Source organism: Lactobacillus sp. UMNPBX1 (genome assembly GCF_002554085.1).
Lineage (GTDB): Bacteria > Bacillota > Bacilli > Lactobacillales > Lactobacillaceae > Lactobacillus > Lactobacillus crispatus.
The window spans coordinates 1-18954 of the sequence record NZ_PCZI01000010.1 but is presented as its reverse complement, the minus strand read 5'-3'; the positions used below and the strand labels follow the sequence as shown (position 1 = coordinate 18954).

Sequence of the window (18954 nt, the reverse complement as noted above, 5' to 3'; positions counted from 1 at the left end):
GAATTTACTATTTTTTGAAAGAGGCATGAATTTTGGCTAAAGAAAAAATCCGTGTAAGATATGCACCAAGTCCAACTGGTCACTTGCACATTGGTAACGCACGTACTGCACTTTTTAACTATTTATTCGCTCGTCATAACAAGGGTACGATGGTCTTGAGAATTGAAGACACCGACCAAAAGCGTAATGTTAAGGGCGGTTCTAAGTCTCAAATGGAAAACCTTCACTGGTTAGGAATTGACTGGGATGAAGGTCCTGATAAGGGTGGCGACTATGGTCCTTATCGTCAATCAGAAAGAAAAGAAATTTACCAAAAGTATATTGATCAATTGATCGATGAAGGTAAAGCATATTACTCATACAAGACTGAGGAAGAACTTGAAGCACAACGTGAAGAACAACGTGCTGCAGGTGTTGCACCTCACTATACTTACGAATATGAGGGTATGACTGCTGATGAAATTAAGCAAGCTCAAGATGAAGCAAAGGCTAAGGGCTTAAAGCCAGTTGTTCGTATCCACATTCCAGAAATGGAAACTTATTCATGGGATGATATTGTTAAGGGACACCTTGAGTTTGAATCAGACACTATTGGTGGGGATTTCGTTATTCAAAAGCGTGACGGAATGCCAACTTACAACTTTGCCGTAGTTATCGATGACCACTTGATGAAGATCACTCACGTACTTCGTGGTGATGATCACGTTTCTAACACACCTAAGCAATTAGTTGTTTATGAGGCACTTGGTTGGGAACCTCCTAAGTTTGGTCATATGACATTGATCATTAATTCAGAAACTGGTAAAAAACTTTCTAAGCGTGACGAATCAGTTCTTCAATTTATTGAACAATATCGTGATCTTGGTTACTTACCAGAAGCTATGTTTAACTTCATTACTCTTCTTGGTTGGTCACCAAAGGGTGAAAACGAAATCTTTAACAAGCGTGAATTCATCAAGCAATTTGACCCTGCACGTTTGTCTAAGTCACCTGCTGCTTTTGACCAAAAGAAACTTGAATGGATTAACAACCAATACATCAAGAAGGCTGATCGCGACACTTTGCTTGATTTAGCTTTGAACAACTTGCAAGAAGCAGGTCTTGTTGATGAGCATCCAACACCAGAAAAGATGGAATGGGTTCGTCAATTGGTTAACATCTACTCAGTACAAATGTCATACACTAAGCAAATTGTAGACATGGCTAAGATTTTCTTTGAAGAAGCTAAGGATCTTTCAGACGAAGAAATCGAAGAAATCAAGAATGATGATGGCCGTGGTGTAATTGAAGAATTCAAGAAGCAATTAGACCTCATCCCAAGATTTACTTCAGTTCAAATCATGAACGCTATTCAAGCAACTCGTAAGGCTACTGGCATCAAGGGAAGAAAGCTCTTTATGCCAATTAGAATTGCTACCACGCGTTCAATGGTTGGACCTGGTATTGGCGAAGCAATGGAGCTTTTAGGTAAAGAACGTGTATTAGAACACATTGATTTAACCTTGAAGCAAATGAGTGCTAATAATCTTTAATTAGATAAATTGAAAAAGAGGCTGCAAATAAATGCAGCTTCTTTTTTCATCTGCTAAAATAAAAATTAGTTATTTTGACAGAAGGGACAAGTGTTAGCCGTGAGAGTTTATAATACACTGACGCGTAAAAAAGAAGAATTTAAGCCATTAGTTCCAGGACATATCAGCATGTATGTCTGTGGACCAACGGTGTATAACTATATTCACATTGGTAATGCCAGAAGCGCAATTGCTTTTGACACCATTAGACGCTATTTTGAATATAAGGGTTATGACGTTAAGTATGTTTCTAACTTTACTGATGTTGATGACAAGATGATCAACGAAGCGAGAGCTGAAAAAACGACTGTACCCAAATTGGCTGAAAAGTTTATCAATGCTTTTTTTGCTGATACGACAGCGCTAAACATTGAGCCGGCGACTTTGCATCCCCGTGCAACTCATGAAATTAATGACATTATCACTTTTGTTAAAAGCCTAATTGACAATGGCTATGCTTATGAAGTAGACGGCGATGTTTATTATCGTGCCAAAAAGTTTAAGCATTACGGTCAGTTAAGTGATCAAAATATTGAACAGCTTGAAGAGGGTGCTTCAGAGCACATTAACGATACAGAACAAAGCCGCAAAGAAGATCCAATCGATTTTGCTTTGTGGAAGGCGCAAAAGGAACCCGATGAAATTGCTTGGGATTCACCATGGGGCAAGGGACGGCCAGGCTGGCATATTGAATGTTCTGTCATGAGTACCAAATATTTAGGCGATACGATCGATATTCATGGTGGTGGTCAAGACCTTGAATTTCCGCACCATGAGAATGAAATTGCACAAAGTGAAGCTAAGACCGGGAAAAAGTTTGTTAATTATTGGCTGCATAACGGTTTTGTAACTGTCGGTAAAGATCAGGAAAAGATGTCTAAATCACTGCACAATTTCGTAACAGTGCACGATATTTTAAGGGAAGTTGATCCGCAAGTACTGCGCTTCTTCATGGCTAGCGTACAATATCGCCGCCAAATTAACTATTCTGCTGAAAATTTAGCACAAGCAGCTACAATTTTAGATCGCTTTAAAAATACTTTGACTAATATTAATTACCGTCTAGCAGATGATACAGCTAGTGAAGAATCAGCCGAATTAGCACAGGCGATTATGGCAACTAACGAAAAATTTGAACAGGCGATGGACGATGACTTTAATGTCCAAAATGCTTTAACAGCTATCTATGATTTGTTGCCTGTAGTCAATGCCAACGCTAATGCTGCTAGAGCTGACAAGCAAGAATTGCAAAAGTTTAAAGAGAAATTAGCTAGTTGGTTATTAGTGTTTGGCGTGGATACTAATAAGCTTTGCGTTAAAAATGCTGGCTCCAATGACGATGAAATTGACGCTTTAGTTAAAAAGCGTGATGAGGCTCGAGCAAATAAAGATTGGGCAACTAGTGATCAAATTCGTGATCAATTAAAGGAAATGGGGATCACTATTCAAGATACCCCACAAGGAACTAGGTGGACTCGTGACTAAAATAAAAAAACTAACGGAAGAGGATGTTAATCCGGATACTTTAAATGGACAAACTTTAGCCTATTTAGGGGATGCAGTGTATGAAGTAATTATTCGCAGACACCTAGTTAAAGGCGGTATCGTTAAACCACAAGTATTGCAGCGTGAAGCGACTCACTATGTTTCAGCTAAAGCACAAGCTGCGTTGGTAACTAAGATGCAAGATGAAGAAATGTTAACGGATGATGAATTAGCTGCTTTTCGTCGTGGACGTAATGCTAAAAGTCATACTAAGGCTAAGAATACTAGCTTGAAAACATACCAATTATCAACAGGCTTTGAAGCAATGATTGGTTATCTTTATTTACTGGGAAAAAATGATCGAGTGGCAGACTTAAGCAAGTGGTGTATTGATACTGTAGAAGAGGACGGGCTGAAAAATTATGACTTCAAATAAAGATTTTGTCTTTGGACGCCATGCCGGACTTGATTATTTAAAAACACAAAGTGCCGACAAGATTAATAAGGTTTTTTTGCAACACGGTGTACAAGAAGAATTTGCTAATCAAGTTTATAGTTTAGCTAAAAAAAAGCGTTTAGTTGTTCAAGACGTGCCTAAAAATAAGCTTGATCGTTTGGTTGCTGGTGGCAATCACCAAGGTCTAGTTTTAGCAATTTCTAGCTTTGAATATGCAGATTTAAATCAATTGCTGGACAAGTATGATGCAGAAGGTAAAGAACCATTTTTATTAATGTTGGATTCTATTGAAGACCCTCACAATCTGGGATCAATTTTGCGTTCAGCCGATGCTACTGGCGTTGACGGGATCATTATTCCTAAGCGTCACGCGACTGGCTTAACTTCGGTAGTAGCTAAAACATCTACAGGAGCAATTGATTATGTGCCAGTAGCGCGCGTTAATAATTTAGTTCAAACTACTAAAGAACTGAAGAAACGCGGTTACTGGGTCTTTGGAACTGATATGGCAGGTACTGATTATCGTGAATGGAATGCCCAAGGCAAGACTGTACTGGTAATTGGTAACGAAGGTAAAGGCATCGCCCCATTACTTAAAAAGCAGATGGATCAAACTATTACTTTGCCAATGGTTGGTCACGTACAATCCTTAAATGCTAGTGTGGCAACCGGGGTATTGCTTTATCAAGCTTATAATAGTAGAAATCCATTAGTAAAATAAACAGAAAGTAGACAAAAGTGTGAGTTTTGTCTACTTTTTTAGATACATAAAGCTCATTTCTGTCCATTAAACATGTGTTTTCTTCTCAAACTCAGGGGATAGTCTGTATTCTTTGAGGTGGAGGATAAATTGAATGATTAATGAAGAGAAGCTGATTAAGAAAGTACGGGCAGGAGATGACCAAGCTTTAGAAAAATTGTTTCATTTATATGAGCCGTTAGTAAATTCAATCGTGAAGCAATTCTATTTGCATCATTATGATCGCAAAGATTGGGATCAAGAGGCAATGATTGTTTGTTATGAAGCAGCACTAGTTTTCTCGCCTCAAAAGGGAAAATTTAGCAGTTTATATAAAACTAAATTGTTTAATCATGCACGGACCCTGGTACGTTACAATATGGCACGTCGCAGGCAAATCTATAGTCAATCGATTCCGCTAGAAAAGGCGGACATTCAAGGAAGCGTGAATGAACCATGCCGCTCTGAATTATCGATTCCAGTTGATGAGACTTACAATAATTTTGTTAATAGCTTGTCACACGTTGAATTAATTGCATTATTAACCATAATTGGCGAGATAAGTACAGAGTATGCGATTGATCATCTAAATATTGAAGCAATGAAGCTGGTCAGAGCTCGAGCACGAACTTTACAGAAAATGCGGAAAGTGCTTTTTTGATAGCTGATCAAAAGAAAGTGCGGTATAATAAGTAATGTAGAATATTTTAGGAGGTAATTTAAGATGGCAGACGAAATTATTAAGACTGCATTGTTAGACCGTCACATGAAGGAAGCTTTTGACTGGAGTGATTCAGATATGCCAGTTAGAGATGCCCTTTGGGACTACTTTATGGAAAAGAATGGTAGAGATACCATGAAGACGGAAGAAGATATGCTTCCATTTTTGAAAGACTCAGACGATAAAATCGAAGCCTTCGTTAACGAAAATCTTAAGAAGTAAATCCGACTAAAAAACAATGTTCTACGCACCGTGGTCACGCATAGTTTTGACCACTAAGACAGCTACCTTCTCCGGTGGCTGTTTTTTTATACTAAAATTAAGAAAGAATTTTAAAGATGAAATATATAATTGGCATAGACATAGGAACTACTGCGACTAAAGGTGTGTTGTATGGCGAAGATGGAAGTGAAGTAGCTAAATTGGCAATTTCCTATCCATTGATTCAGGAAGAAGCGGGGCAGGCTGAAGAAGATCCACAGCTTATTTTTGACGCGGTACAGAAAATGATTTATCAATTAAGTCAGAAAGCATCTGGTAAAATTTTGGCAATTTCTTGGTCTAGTCAGATGCACAGCTTAATTGGCTTAGGTGAAAATAATAAGTTACTGACAAACAGCATTACTTGGGCAGATAATCGTAGTAGTGATGTAGTGCAGCGGGCAAAAAAGTCGGGCTGGGCAAGAATGATTTATCAGCAAACGGGGATGCCGCCACATCCGATGGCGCCAGTGTATAAATTGCTGTGGCTTAAAGAAGAACAGCCAACACTTTTTGCACAAGTAAAAAAATGGATTAGTATCAAAGAATATATTATTTGGCGCTTAACTGGAAAAATATTAACTGATACAACTATGGCTGCTGGCAGTGGAATGATGAATTTAAAAACGCTGACCTGGGATGAAAAGATATTGGCTCAGATTGGGCTAGATCAAGCTCAATTGCCGACAATTGCTGATCAACAATCTACTGTGGGTAAAATTATTCCAGAATATCGTGCTAAATTGGGTTTAAATGATGAAACTCAAATCGTTTTGGGCGCAAGCGATGGGTATTTGTCAACGATTGGTGTCGGCGTTTTGGATGAGAAAGATTTTGCATTGAATGTTGGCACTTCTGGTGCGGTTAGAGTAATTGCACCGAAGGCAATTGTTGATCAAAAGAATCGCTTTTTCTGTTACCCTGTTGACGCCAAACATTATTTGCTTGGCGGCCCTGTAAATAATGGTGGAATTGTGTTCGATTGGGCCAGAAAAACAATTTTTGGCCCAGATGAAACGGCAGAGGACGTCTTAAATGTGGCACAAACTGCTCCGGCTGGAAGTAATGGATTGTTGTTTCATCCTTATCTTGGTGGTGAACGAGCTCCAATTTGGAATGCTCAAGCACGTGGATCTTTTGTTGGCTTGACGCGAAATCACACTAAACCGCAGATGGCTAGAAGTGTTTTGGAGGGAATTGTTTTTAACTTGCTTGGCGCCTCTCAAGGATTGCTTGATCAAGTGGGACAGCCTCAAGCTTTACGTGTTACTGGTGGCTTTGTGCAAAGTGATTTTGTTAGACAATTAATCGCGGACATTTTTAACTTACCAGTGATTGTAATTAAAAATGAGCAGTGTGGTACCCTAGCAGCTATGTTTTTAGCTAAAACTGCATTAGAAGATAAGTCAGACCTGGAAAAGATTAAAAAGCGTACTGCCGAAAGCCAAGTTTATTTTCCAAATCCCCAAAATGTAGCGATTTATCAAGAATTGATTCTCGTTTATCGAAAAATTGAGCATGAACTTGAAGCCTCTTATGAAGATTTGGCTCAGTTTCAAGATAAGCATCCACAGAAATTTGAGTAAAACAAAAAAGACGCATTGCGTCTTTTTTTCATAGATTGATTAACTATTAAGCATTTTCAATATCTTCAACAATCTGATCAACTGTCATACGATTGTCTTTCAAAATTTCTTTCAAAGGTACTTGATCAGTATAGACACGTTTTTGGCCGTAGTTGAGTACTTTAATATCTTTGTCGCCAAGGTAGGAAGCTACTTTTTCACCAAAACCGCCGTCCAAAATATTGTCTTCAATAGTAACAATAACTTTGTTTTCTTGAGTCAATTTGTCTAAAGCGACAGTGTCTAAAATATTAGCAGAAACTGGATTTACTAAGCTAGCACCTGTCTTTTCAGCCACCTTTTTACCTAGCATATCGTACATATCACCTAACGCTAAAACAGCAACATCTTTACCTGGTTTAATGTCGTACTTGATTTCTGAATAGTCAACAGCAGTAATTTCTTTACCTTCAGGAACACCTTTGGTAGGCATCTTAATTGCTACAGGATGCTTCTTTTGCTTAATAGCCCATTCCATCATTGCCTTTTCTTCGGCTAAGTTAGTTGGAGCAAGGTAGATCCAGTTAGGCAAGTTAGAAATCATTACTTGATCAAACACACCTAGGTGAGTCTTACTTGTGCCAGAAATGCCACCACCAGCAACCATCATTACAACTGGTAAGTCATTAGCAGCAACATCGTGTGATAATTGATCAAATGCACGTTGCAAGAAGGTTGAATTTTCAAATAAAATTGGAGTTGCACCTTCCTTAGCCATTCCGGCAGCGAAGGCAACGGATTCTTGTTCAGCAATTCCTACATCATGGTAGTTTTCAGGATATTTGTTTTTAATTCTGTCTAAGCCGAAAACGCCGGGAATTGCGGCATTGATAGCCATGATCTTTTCACCATTATTGATGTGATCTTCAAGAACATCAAGTGCAATAGAGCTAGCGGTCGGACCTTCAGGTATTGCTACTGTCGTCTTGTCAGTCTTTAAATCGAATGGCATTACCCAGTGGTGTGCTTCTTCGTTGTCGATTGCAGGTTGATAACCTTTGCCCTTGAGAGTGTTGATATGAAGCAAAATAGGGTGATCAACATTTTTAACTGCTTTAAAAGCATCGATCATTGATTGGATATCATTACCATCTGCGACATAACGGTAATCAAAGCCCATTGCAGTAAATGGATTTTCTTTGGTTTCACCATTAGAATCACGTAGTTTCTTTAAAGCAGTAACTAAGCCACCGACGTTATCATCAATTGACATTTGATTGTCGTTTACCACTACAACTAAGTTATGCTTTTCAATTGCAGCGTTGTTTAGCCCTTCATAAGCAAGGCCACCGGTCATTGAACCATCACCAATTAAGGCCATGATGTTTTCATGTTTGCCCATTAAATCGCGTGCTTTAGCCATCCCAGTTGCTAAGGCAATTGAGGTAGATGTGTGACCGACGGCGTAATAGTCATATGGGCTTTCATCAGGGTTGCTATATGGAGTTACATCTTCATAGTGGTCTGGATCAAGCCAAGCGAGTGCACGTCCAGTTAACATTTTGTGCGGGTAAGTTTGGTGGGAAACATCCCAGACAATCTTGTCCTTTGGTGCATCAAAAACATAGTGATAAGCAATTGTAGCTTCAACGATTCCTAAGTCGGGACCTAGGTGACCACCTTCAGCGGCATCTTTTTCTAAGATTAGAGTCCTAATTTCACTGGCTAACTTTTCCATTTCTGGAAGAGATAATTTTTTTAAATCAGCAGGACCAGAAATTTTATTCAATAGATATTCAGGATGTTTATTCATTATTATGTCCTTTCTAACAAGTAGTTACACTTATTATAGATAAGCAAAAATCAAAATAAAAATATTTAGTTGTAATTGAGCTCGATTACTTTTAGTAATGTAAATTAGATTATTGACGTAGGAAGGGACAACAGTATAAAATACTGAGTAAGTATGTGTTTTTATAAAAGTTTGGAAGTGAGATTATGGCAGTGAAAAAAGCAGCCTTAGCCTGCAGTGTTTGTGGGTCACGCAACTACTCAATCACCGCAAGTAAGAATCGCACTCAGCGACTTGAACTTCAAAAGTTTTGCAAACATTGCGGTAAGAAGACATTGCATAAGGAAACGAGGTAAATAAAGCTAATGATTAAGTTTTTTAAGAGTGTTGGTCATGAAATGAAATTGGTTAAATGGCCATCCGCAAAGAAAAATAGACGTGATACAGCAACTGTTATTACTAGTTCAATTTTATTTGCGGCATATTTAGGTGCACTTGACTGGCTCTTCACTTGGTTGACTCAAAGATTAATGTAATTGCTAGCAGAATTAGAAATTATCAGCGATTCATGCTATAATATTGACAGCTAAAAGAAAACCTCTGTGGGAGGTTTTTTTGTTTACCTAAAATTTAAGGAGAAAAATATGGTCGAAACAGCACAAAAGAAATGGTACGTTTTGCATACTTATTCAGGCTATGAAGACAAGGTTAAGTCAGACTTGTTGTCACGTGCACAAAGCATGGGGATGCAAGACTACATTTTCCGTGTAATGGTTCCAGAAGAAGAAAAAGTAGAAACCGTTCGCGGCAAGAAACAAGAAATTGAAGAAAAGATTTTCCCAGGATATGTTTTAGTTGAAATGGTAATGACTGATGAAAGTTGGTTCATCGTTAGAAACACACCTAATGTAACTGGGTTCGTTGGCTCACACGGTGGTGGTTCTAAGCCATCACCACTTCTTGATGAAGAAGTGACGCGTTTGCTTAAGAATCAAGGTCAACCTGCTAAGAAACCAGTAGCTAACTTTGATATTGGCGAATCAGTAACTATTACTGAAGGTGCGTTTAATGGCATGGTAGGTAAGATTACTGATATTCAACAAGATAAGTACAAATTATACGTATCAGTTGACATGTTTGGTCGTGCGACTACTGCTGAACTTGATTATGATCAAGTTAAGAAGCTTGACGAAAACGAATAATATTTAGAATTTTTAGTTGTAATTGTACCCAAACGATGTTATTCTAATACGGTACGTTTATTATTGTGGGAGGAGAAAAAAGGAAAATTCTCCATTTTAACCGCATCACGGAATCAAGGAGGTTTTGACCGTGGCAAAGAAAGTTATTAACGTAGTTAAGTTACAAATCCCAGCTGGCGCTGCTACCCCAGCACCTCCAGTTGGTCCTGCATTGGGTCAAGCTGGTATTAACATTGTTGGTTTTACTAAGGACTTCAATGCTAGAACCGCTGACCAAAAGGGCATGATTATCCCTGTAGTTATTACTGTATATGAAGATCGTTCATTCGAATTCATTACTAAGACTCCACCAGCACCAGTTCTTTTAAAGCAAGCTGCTAAGATCCAAAAGGCTTCTGGTGAACCTAATACCAAGAAGGTTGGTAAGGTAACCAAGGACCAAGTTAAGGAAATTGCCGAGACTAAGATGAAAGACCTTAACGCTGCTGATATTGAAGCTGCTATGCGCATGGTTGAAGGTACCGCTAGAAGTATGGGTATCGAAGTCGAAGACTAATCCTGTTATTTAGGTAACAAATTAGGTGGGAGAGTTAAGAGAAGCTCGTTTGACCACATATACAAGGAGGAAATCACATGCCAAAGCATGGTAAGAAATATTTAGATGCTGCCAAGAAGGTAGACTCAAATAAATTATACTCAGTAGCAGAAGCTATGAAACTTGTTAAGGAAACTTCATACGCAAACTTTGATGCTACTGTTGATGTAGCTTACAACTTAAGCGTAGATCCTAAGCAAGCTGACCAACAAATTCGTGGTTCTATCGTTTTACCAAATGGTACTGGTAAGACCCAAACCGTTGTAGTATTTGCTGAAGGCCCACAAGCTGATCAAGCTAAGGCTGCAGGTGCTGACTTTGTTGGCTCAGATGACTTGGTAGAAAAGATCCAAGGCGGCTGGTTAGACTTTGACGTTGTAGTAGCTACTCCAATGATGATGGCTAAGGTAGGTCGTTTAGGTCGTATTCTTGGACCTAAGGGCTTAATGCCTAACCCTAAGACTGGTACTGTTACTATGGATATCGAAAAGGCTGTTAAGAATGTTAAGGCTGGTCAAGTTGAATACCGTGTTGACCGCCAAGCAGCTATTCACACTCCTATTGGTAAGGTATCATTCACTGAAGACCAATTAGTTGAAAACTTTGACGCATTACGCGACGTTATCTTACGTGCTCGTCCAGCTTCAGCTAAGGGTCAATACATTAAGAGTGTTGCTGTTTCAGCAACCTTTGGCCCAGGGATCAAGCTTGATCCATTAAACTTGGACTAATTTAAAATAGACTATTAAAAGCCTCGCTATTGCGAGGCTTTTTTCTATTCATTGACCTATTATTTTCGAACATGGTATCATAAATTGAACTTACAAATCTATATATTAAGGATAATGTCATGAAAAAGCATTCTATTGGAAAACTAGTCATTATGTTGGTGCTAATGCTAGCTTTTGTTACGGGCTGTGCTAATAATGGTTCTAAAATCACTATTGTTGGTTCAAGTGCAATGCAGCTTTTAGCAGAACAAGCAGGTAATGATTATCGCTTAAGTCATCAAGACAGCAACATTGTCGTGCAGGGTGGAGGATCAGGTACAGGATTGAGCCAGGTTCAAGCTGGTGCAGTCCAGATTGGAACCTCTGATGTTTTTGCCGAAACACAAAAGGGAATTGATGCCAAGAAACTTCGTGATTATAAAATTGCAGTAGTTGGTATTGTTCCAATTGTTAATAAGGGTGTAGGTGTGAAAAATGTTTCGCAAAAGCAATTGAAACAGATCTTCACTGGTAAATTAACGAATTGGAAGCAACTAGGTGGCAAAAATGAAGCCATAACTGTGATCAATCGTTCTAAGGGAAGTGGTACTAGATCTGCTTTCGAAGATATAATTTTACAAGGAACAAAACCAGTTAAGTCGCAAGAACAGGACTCTAACGGTGCCGTTAAAAAGATTGTTAATTCAACGCCTGGTACGATTAGTTACTTGTCCTTTCCTTATGCTCATGATACCAATATTCAAAAGTTGAGTATTAATGGGGTAAAGCCAACTAACAAAAATATTACTACTAATAAGTGGAAGATTTGGTGTTATGAGCACATGTACACTAAGGGTAAACCCAACAAACAAACTAAAGCGTTTATTAATTATATGTTAGGTGAAAAAGTACAAAAAGATCTTGTACCTAAGATTGGGTACCTCAGTATCAATGAAATGAAAGTAACTCGTAATAGCAAGAATCAAGTTACACAAATAGGAAAATAGTTCATGGATAAGAAGGATAAATTAAAGGAAGTTGTTGATCAAGCAATTGCTAGTCAACACGTTCCACACGTTAAATTAAAAAAGATGGGTCCGACTAGTGTTGATATTGATAAATTAACCAAGCCATCTAAAGAGACTCATCAAGAATATTGGGGCAAGGGTTTAACTTACTTGGCAATTGTTTTGATTATTGTCTTAGTTGTCTCAATTATCGGCTTTGTCGGCTATCACGGCTTGGCTACTTTTGTCAGCGATCATGTTAATGTCTTTCACTTTTTGACTTCAACTGATTGGGACCCGGGTGAGGGCAAGAATCATGTTGGTGCTGCGGTAATGATCGTTACTTCGTTCTTAGTAACTCTTTTAGCAGCATTGGTAGCCACCCCGTTTGCAATTGCAATAGCTCTTTATATGACTGAATATTCATCTAAAAAGGGTGCCAATTTCTTACAGTCAGTGACTGAATTATTAGTTGGAATTCCGTCTGTAGTTTATGGTTTCTTGGGATTAACTATCATCGTGCCTGTGATTAGAAAACTATTTGGTGGAACAGGTTTTGGTATTTTAGCAGCTACGTTGGTGTTGTTCGTTATGGTTTTACCAACAATCACATCATTAACGGTTGATAGTTTAAAGGCTGTACCAAGTCATTTTAGAAAAGCTTCAATGGCCTTAGGTTCTACGCATTGGCAGACTATTTATCATGTTGTTTTGCGAGTTGCTACGCCTAGAATTTTGACGGCGGTAATCTTCGGAATGGCAAGGGCCTTCGGTGAAGCTTTAGCCGTACAAATGGTTATCGGTAATGCCGTCTTGATGCCATACAATTTGGTCAGTCCATCAGCAACATTAACTAGCCAATTAACTAGTCAAATGGGAAATACGGTCATGGGAACTTTGCCAAACAATGCATTATGGTCATTAGCATTATTGCTTTTAATTATGTCTTTGGTATTTAATTTCCTAGTTAAGTTAATTGGAAAGAAGGGACAAAAGTAATATGGATGCAAAAAAGAAAGATAAATTAGCTACGGCGATTATCTATATTTTGGTAGGAATTGTTGTATTAATTTTGGCCGGTATCCTAGGTGATATCTTGATTACAGGTATTCCACATTTGTCCTGGCACTTTTTGAGTTCCGAAGCCTCATCATACCAAGCTGGTGGTGGGGTACGTGATCAACTTTTCAATTCAATTTATTTGTTAATTTTGACTACTATTATCTCCTTACCAATTGCTTTAGGAGCAGCAATTTATCTAGCAGAATATGCTAAAGATAATTGGGTGACCAATTTGATTAGAACTACAATTCAAATTCTTAGTTCATTACCATCAATTGTAGTTGGCTTATTTGGTTATTTATTGTTTGTAGTTCAATTTGGCTTTGGTTTTTCAATTATTTCTGGTGCTTTAGCTTTGACCTTCTTTAATTTGCCAATTTTAACTAGCAATATTGAAGAAGCAATCAAGGGCGTCCCACAAGATCAACGTGAAGCAGGATTGGCTTTAGGATTATCTAATTGGAAAACTATTCGCGGGATTGTTTTACCCGCTGCTCTTCCCGGAATTTTAACTGGAATTATTTTGAGTGCGGGCCGAATCTTCGGGGAAGCTGCCGCTTTGATCTATACAGCGGGACAAAGTGGATCAACAGTCAATTATGCGGACTGGAATCCATTTAGTCCAACTAGTCCACTTAATGTAATGCGGCCAGCCGAAACATTGGCGGTCCACATTTGGAAAGTAAATACTGAAGGAATTATTCCTGATGCCACGATTGTTTCAGCAGCTACTTCAGCGCTCTTGGTTATTGTGGTAATCGTATTTAATTTAGGTGCACGTTATTTAGGCAATAAATTGTACCGCAAGTTAACTGCAGCTAAGTAGGTGAAATAATGCAAGATTTAAAACCTAGCTATATTAAAACTTTTGCAAATGATGATTTGGAATTATCAACTGAAGATTTAAGTGTTCTTTATGGCGGTAAGGTACAAAAATTATTTGATGCCAGTCTTCAATTTAAAAAGAACACGATTACAGCTTTGATCGGTGCTTCGGGTTCAGGTAAATCAACATTTTTACGTTCATTAAATCGAATGAATGATCGAGTAGCAACTGTTAACGGAAAAATCTGGTTTCATGGTTTAGATGTGAATAAGCCTAATATCAATGTTTATGAATTAAGAAAAAACATTGGCATGGTTTTTCAGCGGCCTAATCCATTTCCTAAATCAATTAGAGAAAATATTGTTTATGCTTTGAAGGCAGATGGACATAAGGATCGGGCAGAACTTGATCGAGTTGTAGAAGAAAGTTTGCGTGCGGCTGCTTTATGGGATGAAGTTAAAGATAAGCTGGATAAAAGCGCATTAGCATTGTCGGGTGGTCAACAACAGCGTTTGTGCATTGCTCGTGCTTTAGCTGTTAAGCCAGAAATTTTACTACTGGACGAACCTGCCAGCGCTTTGGATCCTGTTTCTACTTCTAAACTGGAAGATACCCTTAAGCAGTTGAGGAGTAAGTATACTATGATTATGGTAACTCACAACATGCAGCAAGCCTCAAGAATTAGTGATTATACTGCATTCTTCCATTTAGGACATGCAATTGAATATAATTCAACGGCAGAGATCTTTACTAATCCTAAGGGTAAGATTACTGAAAACTATATTCAGGGAAGTTTTGGATAAAATGACAACAATAATTTCAGCAAAAGATGTACATCTAAGTTATGGCAATTATGAAGCACTGCACGGGATCAGTCTTGATTTTAAGAAAAAAGAATTAACAGCTTTGATCGGTCCAAGTGGTTGTGGTAAATCTACTTTTTTACGCTGTCTTAATCGAATGAACGATGACATCGAAAACATTAAGATCACAGGTGAAATCAAGTTTGAAGGCCAAGATATCTATAATTCTAAAATGGATTTGGTCAGTCTACGTAAAGAAGTCGGCATGGTTTTTCAACAGCCAACCCCATTCCCGTTTTCCGTATATGACAATGTGGCTTATGGCTTAAAAATTGCTGGTGTTAAAGACAAAGAGCTAATTGATCAGCGGGTAGAAGAGAGTCTTAAGCAAGCTGCTATTTGGAAAGAAACAAGGGACAATTTAACTAGAAACGCTCAAGCATTTTCAGGAGGACAGCAGCAAAGAATTTGTATTGCTCGTGCGTTGGCTGTTAGACCTAAAGTTGTTTTATTAGATGAGCCCACAAGTGCGCTTGACCCAATTTCAAGTAGTGAGATTGAAGAGACACTGATGGAACTAAAGCATCAGTATACTTTTATTATGGTGACTCACAATTTGCAGCAAGCAGGACGAATTTCTGATCAGACCGCCTTTTTGATGAATGGCGATTTGATTGAAGCTAGTCCAACTGAAGAAATGTTTATTGCACCTAAGAAACAAATCACAAGTGATTATCTTAACGGTCGTTTTGGTTAAAATTTTGAGGTAAAAAGATGCACGAAATATTTTTGGATGAACTGAAAAAATTAAATACACAATTTATGGAAATGGGTGTCCTCGTCAACGATGATATTGACCATGCTACCCGTGCTTTTGTTGATCATGATAAAAAGACTGCGCAGTCAATGGTTGATGATGAAGAAAAGATTCCTACAGAATCAATTGATATTCAAAAGCAAGCCTTAAAATTAATGGCCTTGCAGCAACCGGTAGCTACTGATTTTAGAGTTGTTATCAGTATTTTAAAGGCCACTACTGACTTGGAGCGAATTGGTGAAAATGCCATGAGCATTGCTCTTGAAACAATTCGCGTGAAGGGTAATCCTCGTATTCCAGAAGTTGAAGAAATTATTTCTAATATGACACATAATGTGCGACATATGTTAATTCAAGTTTTAACTGCTTACGTGCAAGATGATGAAAAAATGGCACGTGAAGTGGCTAGTCGTGATAGCATGATTGACCACGACTATGTAAGAGCTCGTCAATTGATCGTTGATGGAATTGAAGATGATCCTTCGCGTGCAATGGCTTCATCAAGCTATTTTGTAGTTACCCGTTTACTTGAACGAATCGGTGACCACATTGTTAACTTGGCTAGCTGGGTGGTTTATAAAACTACGGGTGAACTAGAAGAACTATCTAATTCAACTGAAAGTGAAACGATTTAAATAAAGTACCGTAAAAAGCGGTGCTTTTTTTGTAATAAAAAACAGTTGATACGCGTGGTGCTAGTTAAATCGTTCTAGACAATATGCCATATTATAAGCTAAAATAGCTATTTCTAGCCGCTGTTGAAAGCCTACTGGACTTCTTGCTCGATTATTCTCAGCGTTGTAATAACTAAGCAAAGAAAAGTCGCTTTCAATGCTTCTTCTAATTGCCATCATCGCTTACTATTGCGTGGACCTTGAAGCCATAATAATAGACTTTCTTGGTTGCTTTATAACCAATATCAGCTACGCCCCGAAAGATCTTGACACGATAATTGCGAACAGGCTGGGAAACTATCAATAATCAAAAATTCTCCAGCTGTCTTTACTTCTTGATTCCAAGCCTGACGGATACAACGAATTAGAGGCAAGAGCATCCGAGCTCGCCGATTAAAGCGAGAATGAGACAAGCCAACAAAGAATTTACAAAATCTTCGTTGAGACTCAATCCCAATTTCAGTTTGCCAAATGAGCATCGCTAAGATAGAACTATCAGGAAGCTTGGTCTGATCAACATTTTTACGATGTTTAAGTCCATCAGGCGCATAAAGCTTATATAGCGAGCGACAAATCACATTTAACCGATTAAAACTAACTTGTAAATGGTGAGAAAAACGCTTAAGCTTGAGATAGTTCAATTAGATCAGACTATTTTCTATTTAAATTACTTACAACTTTTATTAACTAAAACGATTTAACTAGCACCACGCGTATAATTAATGAATATTTCAAAAACTGTATTGGCGTTATACCAAACAATTATTGGTGAAAAACAGAAACGCTTAATTAAGACAGCAGATGCTTATTTGGACATTAACTACGGTGATAAAGTTTATCAGATAATTGATCAAGTTAAGGAACGTAATATTCCAATTTTGTCTTTTGGGGATACAGCAGATCAAAACAATACTTACTCAAACTAGACTGTTTTTGGCAATGATCAAGTAGACGAGATGGTGGATAAAATTAATGAAATCATCAATAACCAAAATAAATAAAATTATCTTTTGCATTTTACAGCAAAGCTTGCTATAATAATTAACTGTAAATTCTACCTAAGACTCGGGTGGCATGACGCCTCAAAATCCCGCCGAGGCCAGAAGATGATGAAGATTTTTATGCTCCATGTCTTTCGGCATGGAGTTTTTGCTTTTTTAAGGCCTTATAGAATTTATCAATGTGATCATGGAGGTGAAATAATTTGAGTAAAGCTGCTATTGCTGAAAAAGAAAAGTTCGTTGATGCATTTGCTGAAGAACTTAAAGCTGCTAAGGCAATCTTGGTAATTAACTACCTTGGTTTGACTGTTGAAGAAGTTACTAACATGCGTAAGGAACTTCGTGATAACGATGTTAAGATGAAGGTTATCAAGAACACCTACTTAAGACGTGCTGCTGCTAAGGCTGGTATCGAAGGTCTTGATGATACTTTTGTTGGACCAACTGCTGTTATCTACACTGATAACGCTGATGACGTTACTGAACCTGCACGTATCGTTTCTAAGTACGAAGATGACTTTGACGTTATCGAAATTAAGGGTGGTATGCTTGAAGGTAAGTTGACTTCTAAGGATGAAATCAAGGAACTTGCTGCTATCCCAGGCCGCGAAGGTTTGCTTTCAATGCTTGTTTCTGTATTACAAGCTCCTGTACGCGACTTCGCATATGCTGTTAAGGCTGTTGCTGAATCTAAGGATGAAGACTCAGCTGAATAATAAAGAAATTTATATTTAATATCTAAATTCTAATTTTTCGGAGGATACTTAAATGGCTTTAGATACTGATAAGATTATTGAAGAATTGAAGGGTGCTACCATCCTTGAATTGAACGACCTTGTAAAGGCTATTGAAGACGAATTTGACGTTACTGCTGCTGCTCCAGTTGCTGCTGCAGGTGCTGCAGACGCAGGTGCTGCTAAGTCAGAATTCGACGTTGAATTGACTGAAGCAGGTCAAGAAAAGGTTAAGGTTATTAAGGCAGTTCGTGACATTACTGGTCTTGGCCTTAAGGACTCAAAGGACCTTGTTGATGGTGCTCCTAAGAACGTTAAGGAAGGCGTTTCAGAAGACGAAGCTAACGACATCAAGGCTAAGCTTGAAGAAGTTGGTGCTACTGTAACCCTTAAATAGTTACAGCCCAACTGGGCAACTATGAATAAGCTCTTTGCTATGTGCGAAGAGCTTATTTTTTTGTATAATTAAATTTATGATGAAAGATATAGAAAGAAGACTAACGCCATATCAATGGGTAATGGCCATTTTAGCTATTATTTCGATTTTTTTGATTATTTTAGATTTTGCTGCGGTTATTAATATTGATGAACCGACTAGTAAATGGTTCTGGATCAATAGTGCAATTGTAGTATATTTTGCAATTGATTACTTTCGTGGCTTACATGCAGCAGAAGACAAGAAACTATATTTCAAAACTCACATTTATGACTTGCTGAGTATTATTCCAATGGGGTTATTGTTTATCAGCTTAAATATTTTTAATTTATCTGGGCTGGTATCAGATTTGCGGCTTTTGCGTTTGATTCGATTAGCTGGTTTGATGGGAAAATTACGTAATATTTTTCATACTAATGGCCTACTCTATGTAATCTTTTTGGTTCAGTATAAATTCTTGTGTAAATAGAAATTAGATAACAAAAAAAGAAGGGTT

General features: G+C 38.0%; 22 protein-coding genes, 2 pseudogenes and 1 other annotated feature. Of the genes and pseudogenes, 22 read left to right on the top strand and 2 right to left on the bottom strand.

Going from position 1 to position 18954, the window contains the following annotated elements:
• The first annotated feature begins 32 nt into the window (after nucleotides 1–32).
• The 7 genes from gltX (at nucleotide 33) to CP352_RS06430 (ending at nucleotide 6820) form a co-directional block, all read left to right on the top strand.
• Nucleotides 33–1532 (top strand): glutamate--tRNA ligase, encoded by a 1500-nt coding sequence (gltX, locus tag CP352_RS06460; RefSeq protein WP_005720415.1) that lies wholly within the window; start codon nucleotides 33–35, stop codon nucleotides 1530–1532.
• Nucleotides 1533–1622: 90 nt separating this feature from the next.
• Nucleotides 1623–3056, top strand: a complete 1434-nt coding sequence (gene cysS, locus CP352_RS06455) for a cysteine--tRNA ligase (protein WP_089145589.1) — start codon at nucleotides 1623–1625, stop codon at nucleotides 3054–3056.
• Nucleotides 3049–3492: a mini-ribonuclease III gene (locus CP352_RS06450; protein WP_013085836.1), complete on the top strand. Its 444-nt coding sequence runs from the start codon at nucleotides 3049–3051 to the stop codon at nucleotides 3490–3492. Before cysS ends, CP352_RS06450 begins: the two co-directional genes overlap by 8 nt.
• Complete coding sequence (rlmB, locus tag CP352_RS06445) at nucleotides 3479–4234, top strand: 23S rRNA (guanosine(2251)-2'-O)-methyltransferase RlmB (protein WP_005724210.1); 756 nt, start codon at nucleotides 3479–3481, stop codon at nucleotides 4232–4234. Before CP352_RS06450 ends, rlmB begins: the two co-directional genes overlap by 14 nt.
• A gap of 133 nt (nucleotides 4235–4367) precedes the next feature.
• Nucleotides 4368–4913 carry a DNA-directed RNA polymerase subunit sigma gene (locus CP352_RS06440; protein WP_005720419.1) on the top strand — a complete coding sequence of 182 codons (546 nt, stop codon included), beginning with the start codon at nucleotides 4368–4370 and terminating at the stop codon, nucleotides 4911–4913.
• A gap of 63 nt (nucleotides 4914–4976) precedes the next feature.
• Nucleotides 4977–5195, top strand: coding sequence for a hypothetical protein (locus tag CP352_RS06435; RefSeq protein WP_005720420.1), 219 nt, complete (start codon nucleotides 4977–4979; stop codon nucleotides 5193–5195).
• Nucleotides 5196–5311: 116 nt separating this feature from the next.
• The gene (locus CP352_RS06430) at nucleotides 5312–6820 is read left to right on the top strand and encodes a gluconokinase (RefSeq protein ID WP_089145590.1); all 1509 of its coding nucleotides are present in this window, start codon (nucleotides 5312–5314) and stop codon (nucleotides 6818–6820) included.
• A gap of 46 nt (nucleotides 6821–6866) precedes the next feature.
• On the opposite strand, the gene CP352_RS06425 is transcribed toward CP352_RS06430, so the two are convergent.
• Nucleotides 6867–8612, bottom strand: a complete 1746-nt coding sequence (locus CP352_RS06425) for a 1-deoxy-D-xylulose-5-phosphate synthase (protein ID WP_089145591.1) — start codon at nucleotides 8610–8612, stop codon at nucleotides 6867–6869.
• A 185-nt stretch (nucleotides 8613–8797) separates the two neighbouring features.
• Here CP352_RS06425 and rpmG point away from each other — a divergent pair, with 185 nt between their 5' ends.
• The 11 genes from rpmG to phoU all read left to right on the top strand — a co-directional run bounded on the left by rpmG (nucleotide 8798) and on the right by phoU (nucleotide 16248).
• Nucleotides 8798–8947 (top strand): 50S ribosomal protein L33, encoded by a 150-nt coding sequence (gene rpmG, locus CP352_RS06420; protein ID WP_005720427.1) that lies wholly within the window; start codon nucleotides 8798–8800, stop codon nucleotides 8945–8947.
• Nucleotides 8948–8956: 9 nt separating this feature from the next.
• Entirely contained in the window at nucleotides 8957–9127 is a 171-nt protein-coding gene (secE, locus tag CP352_RS06415) for a preprotein translocase subunit SecE (RefSeq protein ID WP_089145592.1), read from the top strand.
• 108 nt (nucleotides 9128–9235) lie between these two features.
• A complete protein-coding gene (gene nusG, locus CP352_RS06410; RefSeq protein WP_089145593.1) occupies nucleotides 9236–9793 on the top strand; it encodes a transcription termination/antitermination protein NusG in 558 nt (185 codons plus the stop codon).
• Between the two features lie 130 nt (nucleotides 9794–9923).
• Nucleotides 9924–10349, top strand: a complete 426-nt coding sequence (gene rplK, locus CP352_RS06405; protein WP_004045505.1) for a 50S ribosomal protein L11 — start codon at nucleotides 9924–9926, stop codon at nucleotides 10347–10349.
• A gap of 77 nt (nucleotides 10350–10426) precedes the next feature.
• On the top strand, nucleotides 10427–11119 hold the full coding sequence (gene rplA / locus CP352_RS06400; RefSeq protein WP_005720434.1) for a 50S ribosomal protein L1: 693 nt from the start codon (nucleotides 10427–10429) through the stop codon (nucleotides 11117–11119).
• A 119-nt stretch (nucleotides 11120–11238) separates the two neighbouring features.
• Entirely contained in the window at nucleotides 11239–12105 is an 867-nt protein-coding gene (locus CP352_RS06395) for a phosphate ABC transporter substrate-binding protein (RefSeq protein WP_023488539.1), read from the top strand.
• A gap of 3 nt (nucleotides 12106–12108) precedes the next feature.
• Nucleotides 12109–13104, top strand: a complete 996-nt coding sequence (pstC, locus tag CP352_RS06390; protein ID WP_013085843.1) for a phosphate ABC transporter permease subunit PstC — start codon at nucleotides 12109–12111, stop codon at nucleotides 13102–13104.
• Between the two features lies 1 nt (nucleotide 13105).
• Nucleotides 13106–13993 carry a phosphate ABC transporter permease PstA gene (gene pstA / locus CP352_RS06385; RefSeq protein ID WP_013085844.1) on the top strand — a complete coding sequence of 296 codons (888 nt, stop codon included), beginning with the start codon at nucleotides 13106–13108 and terminating at the stop codon, nucleotides 13991–13993.
• Nucleotides 13994–14001: 8 nt separating this feature from the next.
• Nucleotides 14002–14796, top strand: a complete 795-nt coding sequence (gene pstB / locus CP352_RS06380) for a phosphate ABC transporter ATP-binding protein PstB (RefSeq protein ID WP_005720438.1) — start codon at nucleotides 14002–14004, stop codon at nucleotides 14794–14796.
• 1 nt (nucleotide 14797) lies between these two features.
• A complete protein-coding gene (pstB, locus tag CP352_RS06375; protein ID WP_089145594.1) occupies nucleotides 14798–15553 on the top strand; it encodes a phosphate ABC transporter ATP-binding protein PstB in 756 nt (251 codons plus the stop codon).
• Nucleotides 15554–15570: 17 nt separating this feature from the next.
• On the top strand, nucleotides 15571–16248 hold the full coding sequence (phoU, locus tag CP352_RS06370; protein ID WP_013085845.1) for a phosphate signaling complex protein PhoU: 678 nt from the start codon (nucleotides 15571–15573) through the stop codon (nucleotides 16246–16248).
• A gap of 60 nt (nucleotides 16249–16308) precedes the next feature.
• Here the strand turns inward: phoU and CP352_RS06365 are convergent.
• Nucleotides 16309–16928: pseudogene (locus CP352_RS06365) on the bottom strand (IS982 family transposase).
• Between the two features lie 81 nt (nucleotides 16929–17009).
• On the opposite strand from CP352_RS06365, the gene CP352_RS06360 reads away from it, so the two are divergent.
• The 4 genes and pseudogenes from CP352_RS06360 to CP352_RS06345 all read left to right on the top strand — a co-directional run.
• The gene (locus CP352_RS06360) at nucleotides 17010–17213 is read left to right on the top strand and encodes a hypothetical protein (RefSeq protein ID WP_227411405.1); all 204 of its coding nucleotides are present in this window, start codon (nucleotides 17010–17012) and stop codon (nucleotides 17211–17213) included.
• Nucleotides 17214–17326: 113 nt separating this feature from the next.
• Nucleotides 17327–17448: a sequence feature (ribosomal protein L10 leader region), on the top strand.
• 43 nt (nucleotides 17449–17491) lie between these two features.
• Nucleotides 17492–18004 (top strand): 50S ribosomal protein L10, encoded by a 513-nt coding sequence (gene rplJ / locus CP352_RS06355; RefSeq protein WP_005720444.1) that lies wholly within the window; start codon nucleotides 17492–17494, stop codon nucleotides 18002–18004.
• A gap of 52 nt (nucleotides 18005–18056) precedes the next feature.
• A complete protein-coding gene (gene rplL, locus CP352_RS06350) occupies nucleotides 18057–18419 on the top strand; it encodes a 50S ribosomal protein L7/L12 (protein ID WP_005720445.1) in 363 nt (120 codons plus the stop codon).
• 76 nt (nucleotides 18420–18495) lie between these two features.
• Nucleotides 18496–18897: pseudogene (locus CP352_RS06345) on the top strand (ion transporter); the annotation flags it as partial.
• Between the last annotated feature and the right edge of the window lie 57 nt (nucleotides 18898–18954).

What these genes read in the sequence shown, in the direction of transcription:
- CP352_RS06440 (WP_005720419.1), top strand. Translation starts at nt 4,368, where the DNA reads ATGATTAATGAAGAGAAGCTGATTAAGAAAGTACGGGCAGGAGATGAC.
- CP352_RS06430 (WP_089145590.1), top strand. Translation starts at nt 5,312, where the DNA reads ATGAAATATATAATTGGCATAGACATAGGAACTACTGCGACTAAAGGT.
- pstC (WP_013085843.1), top strand. Translation starts at nt 12,109, where the DNA reads ATGGATAAGAAGGATAAATTAAAGGAAGTTGTTGATCAAGCAATTGCT.
- rlmB (WP_005724210.1), top strand. Translation starts at nt 3,479, where the DNA reads ATGACTTCAAATAAAGATTTTGTCTTTGGACGCCATGCCGGACTTGAT.
- rpmG (WP_005720427.1), top strand. Translation starts at nt 8,798, where the DNA reads ATGGCAGTGAAAAAAGCAGCCTTAGCCTGCAGTGTTTGTGGGTCACGC.
- pstA (WP_013085844.1), top strand. Translation starts at nt 13,106, where the DNA reads ATGGATGCAAAAAAGAAAGATAAATTAGCTACGGCGATTATCTATATT.
- rplL (WP_005720445.1), top strand. Translation starts at nt 18,057, where the DNA reads ATGGCTTTAGATACTGATAAGATTATTGAAGAATTGAAGGGTGCTACC.
- CP352_RS06425 (WP_089145591.1), bottom strand. Translation starts at nt 8,612, where the DNA reads ATGAATAAACATCCTGAATATCTATTGAATAAAATTTCTGGTCCTGCT.
- rplA (WP_005720434.1), top strand. Translation starts at nt 10,427, where the DNA reads ATGCCAAAGCATGGTAAGAAATATTTAGATGCTGCCAAGAAGGTAGAC.
- secE (WP_089145592.1), top strand. Translation starts at nt 8,957, where the DNA reads ATGATTAAGTTTTTTAAGAGTGTTGGTCATGAAATGAAATTGGTTAAA.
- phoU (WP_013085845.1), top strand. Translation starts at nt 15,571, where the DNA reads ATGCACGAAATATTTTTGGATGAACTGAAAAAATTAAATACACAATTT.
- CP352_RS06435 (WP_005720420.1), top strand. Translation starts at nt 4,977, where the DNA reads ATGGCAGACGAAATTATTAAGACTGCATTGTTAGACCGTCACATGAAG.
- pstB (WP_089145594.1), top strand. Translation starts at nt 14,798, where the DNA reads ATGACAACAATAATTTCAGCAAAAGATGTACATCTAAGTTATGGCAAT.
- CP352_RS06395 (WP_023488539.1), top strand. Translation starts at nt 11,239, where the DNA reads ATGAAAAAGCATTCTATTGGAAAACTAGTCATTATGTTGGTGCTAATG.
- CP352_RS06360 (WP_227411405.1), top strand. Translation starts at nt 17,010, where the DNA reads ATGAATATTTCAAAAACTGTATTGGCGTTATACCAAACAATTATTGGT.
- nusG (WP_089145593.1), top strand. Translation starts at nt 9,236, where the DNA reads ATGGTCGAAACAGCACAAAAGAAATGGTACGTTTTGCATACTTATTCA.
- pstB (WP_005720438.1), top strand. Translation starts at nt 14,002, where the DNA reads ATGCAAGATTTAAAACCTAGCTATATTAAAACTTTTGCAAATGATGAT.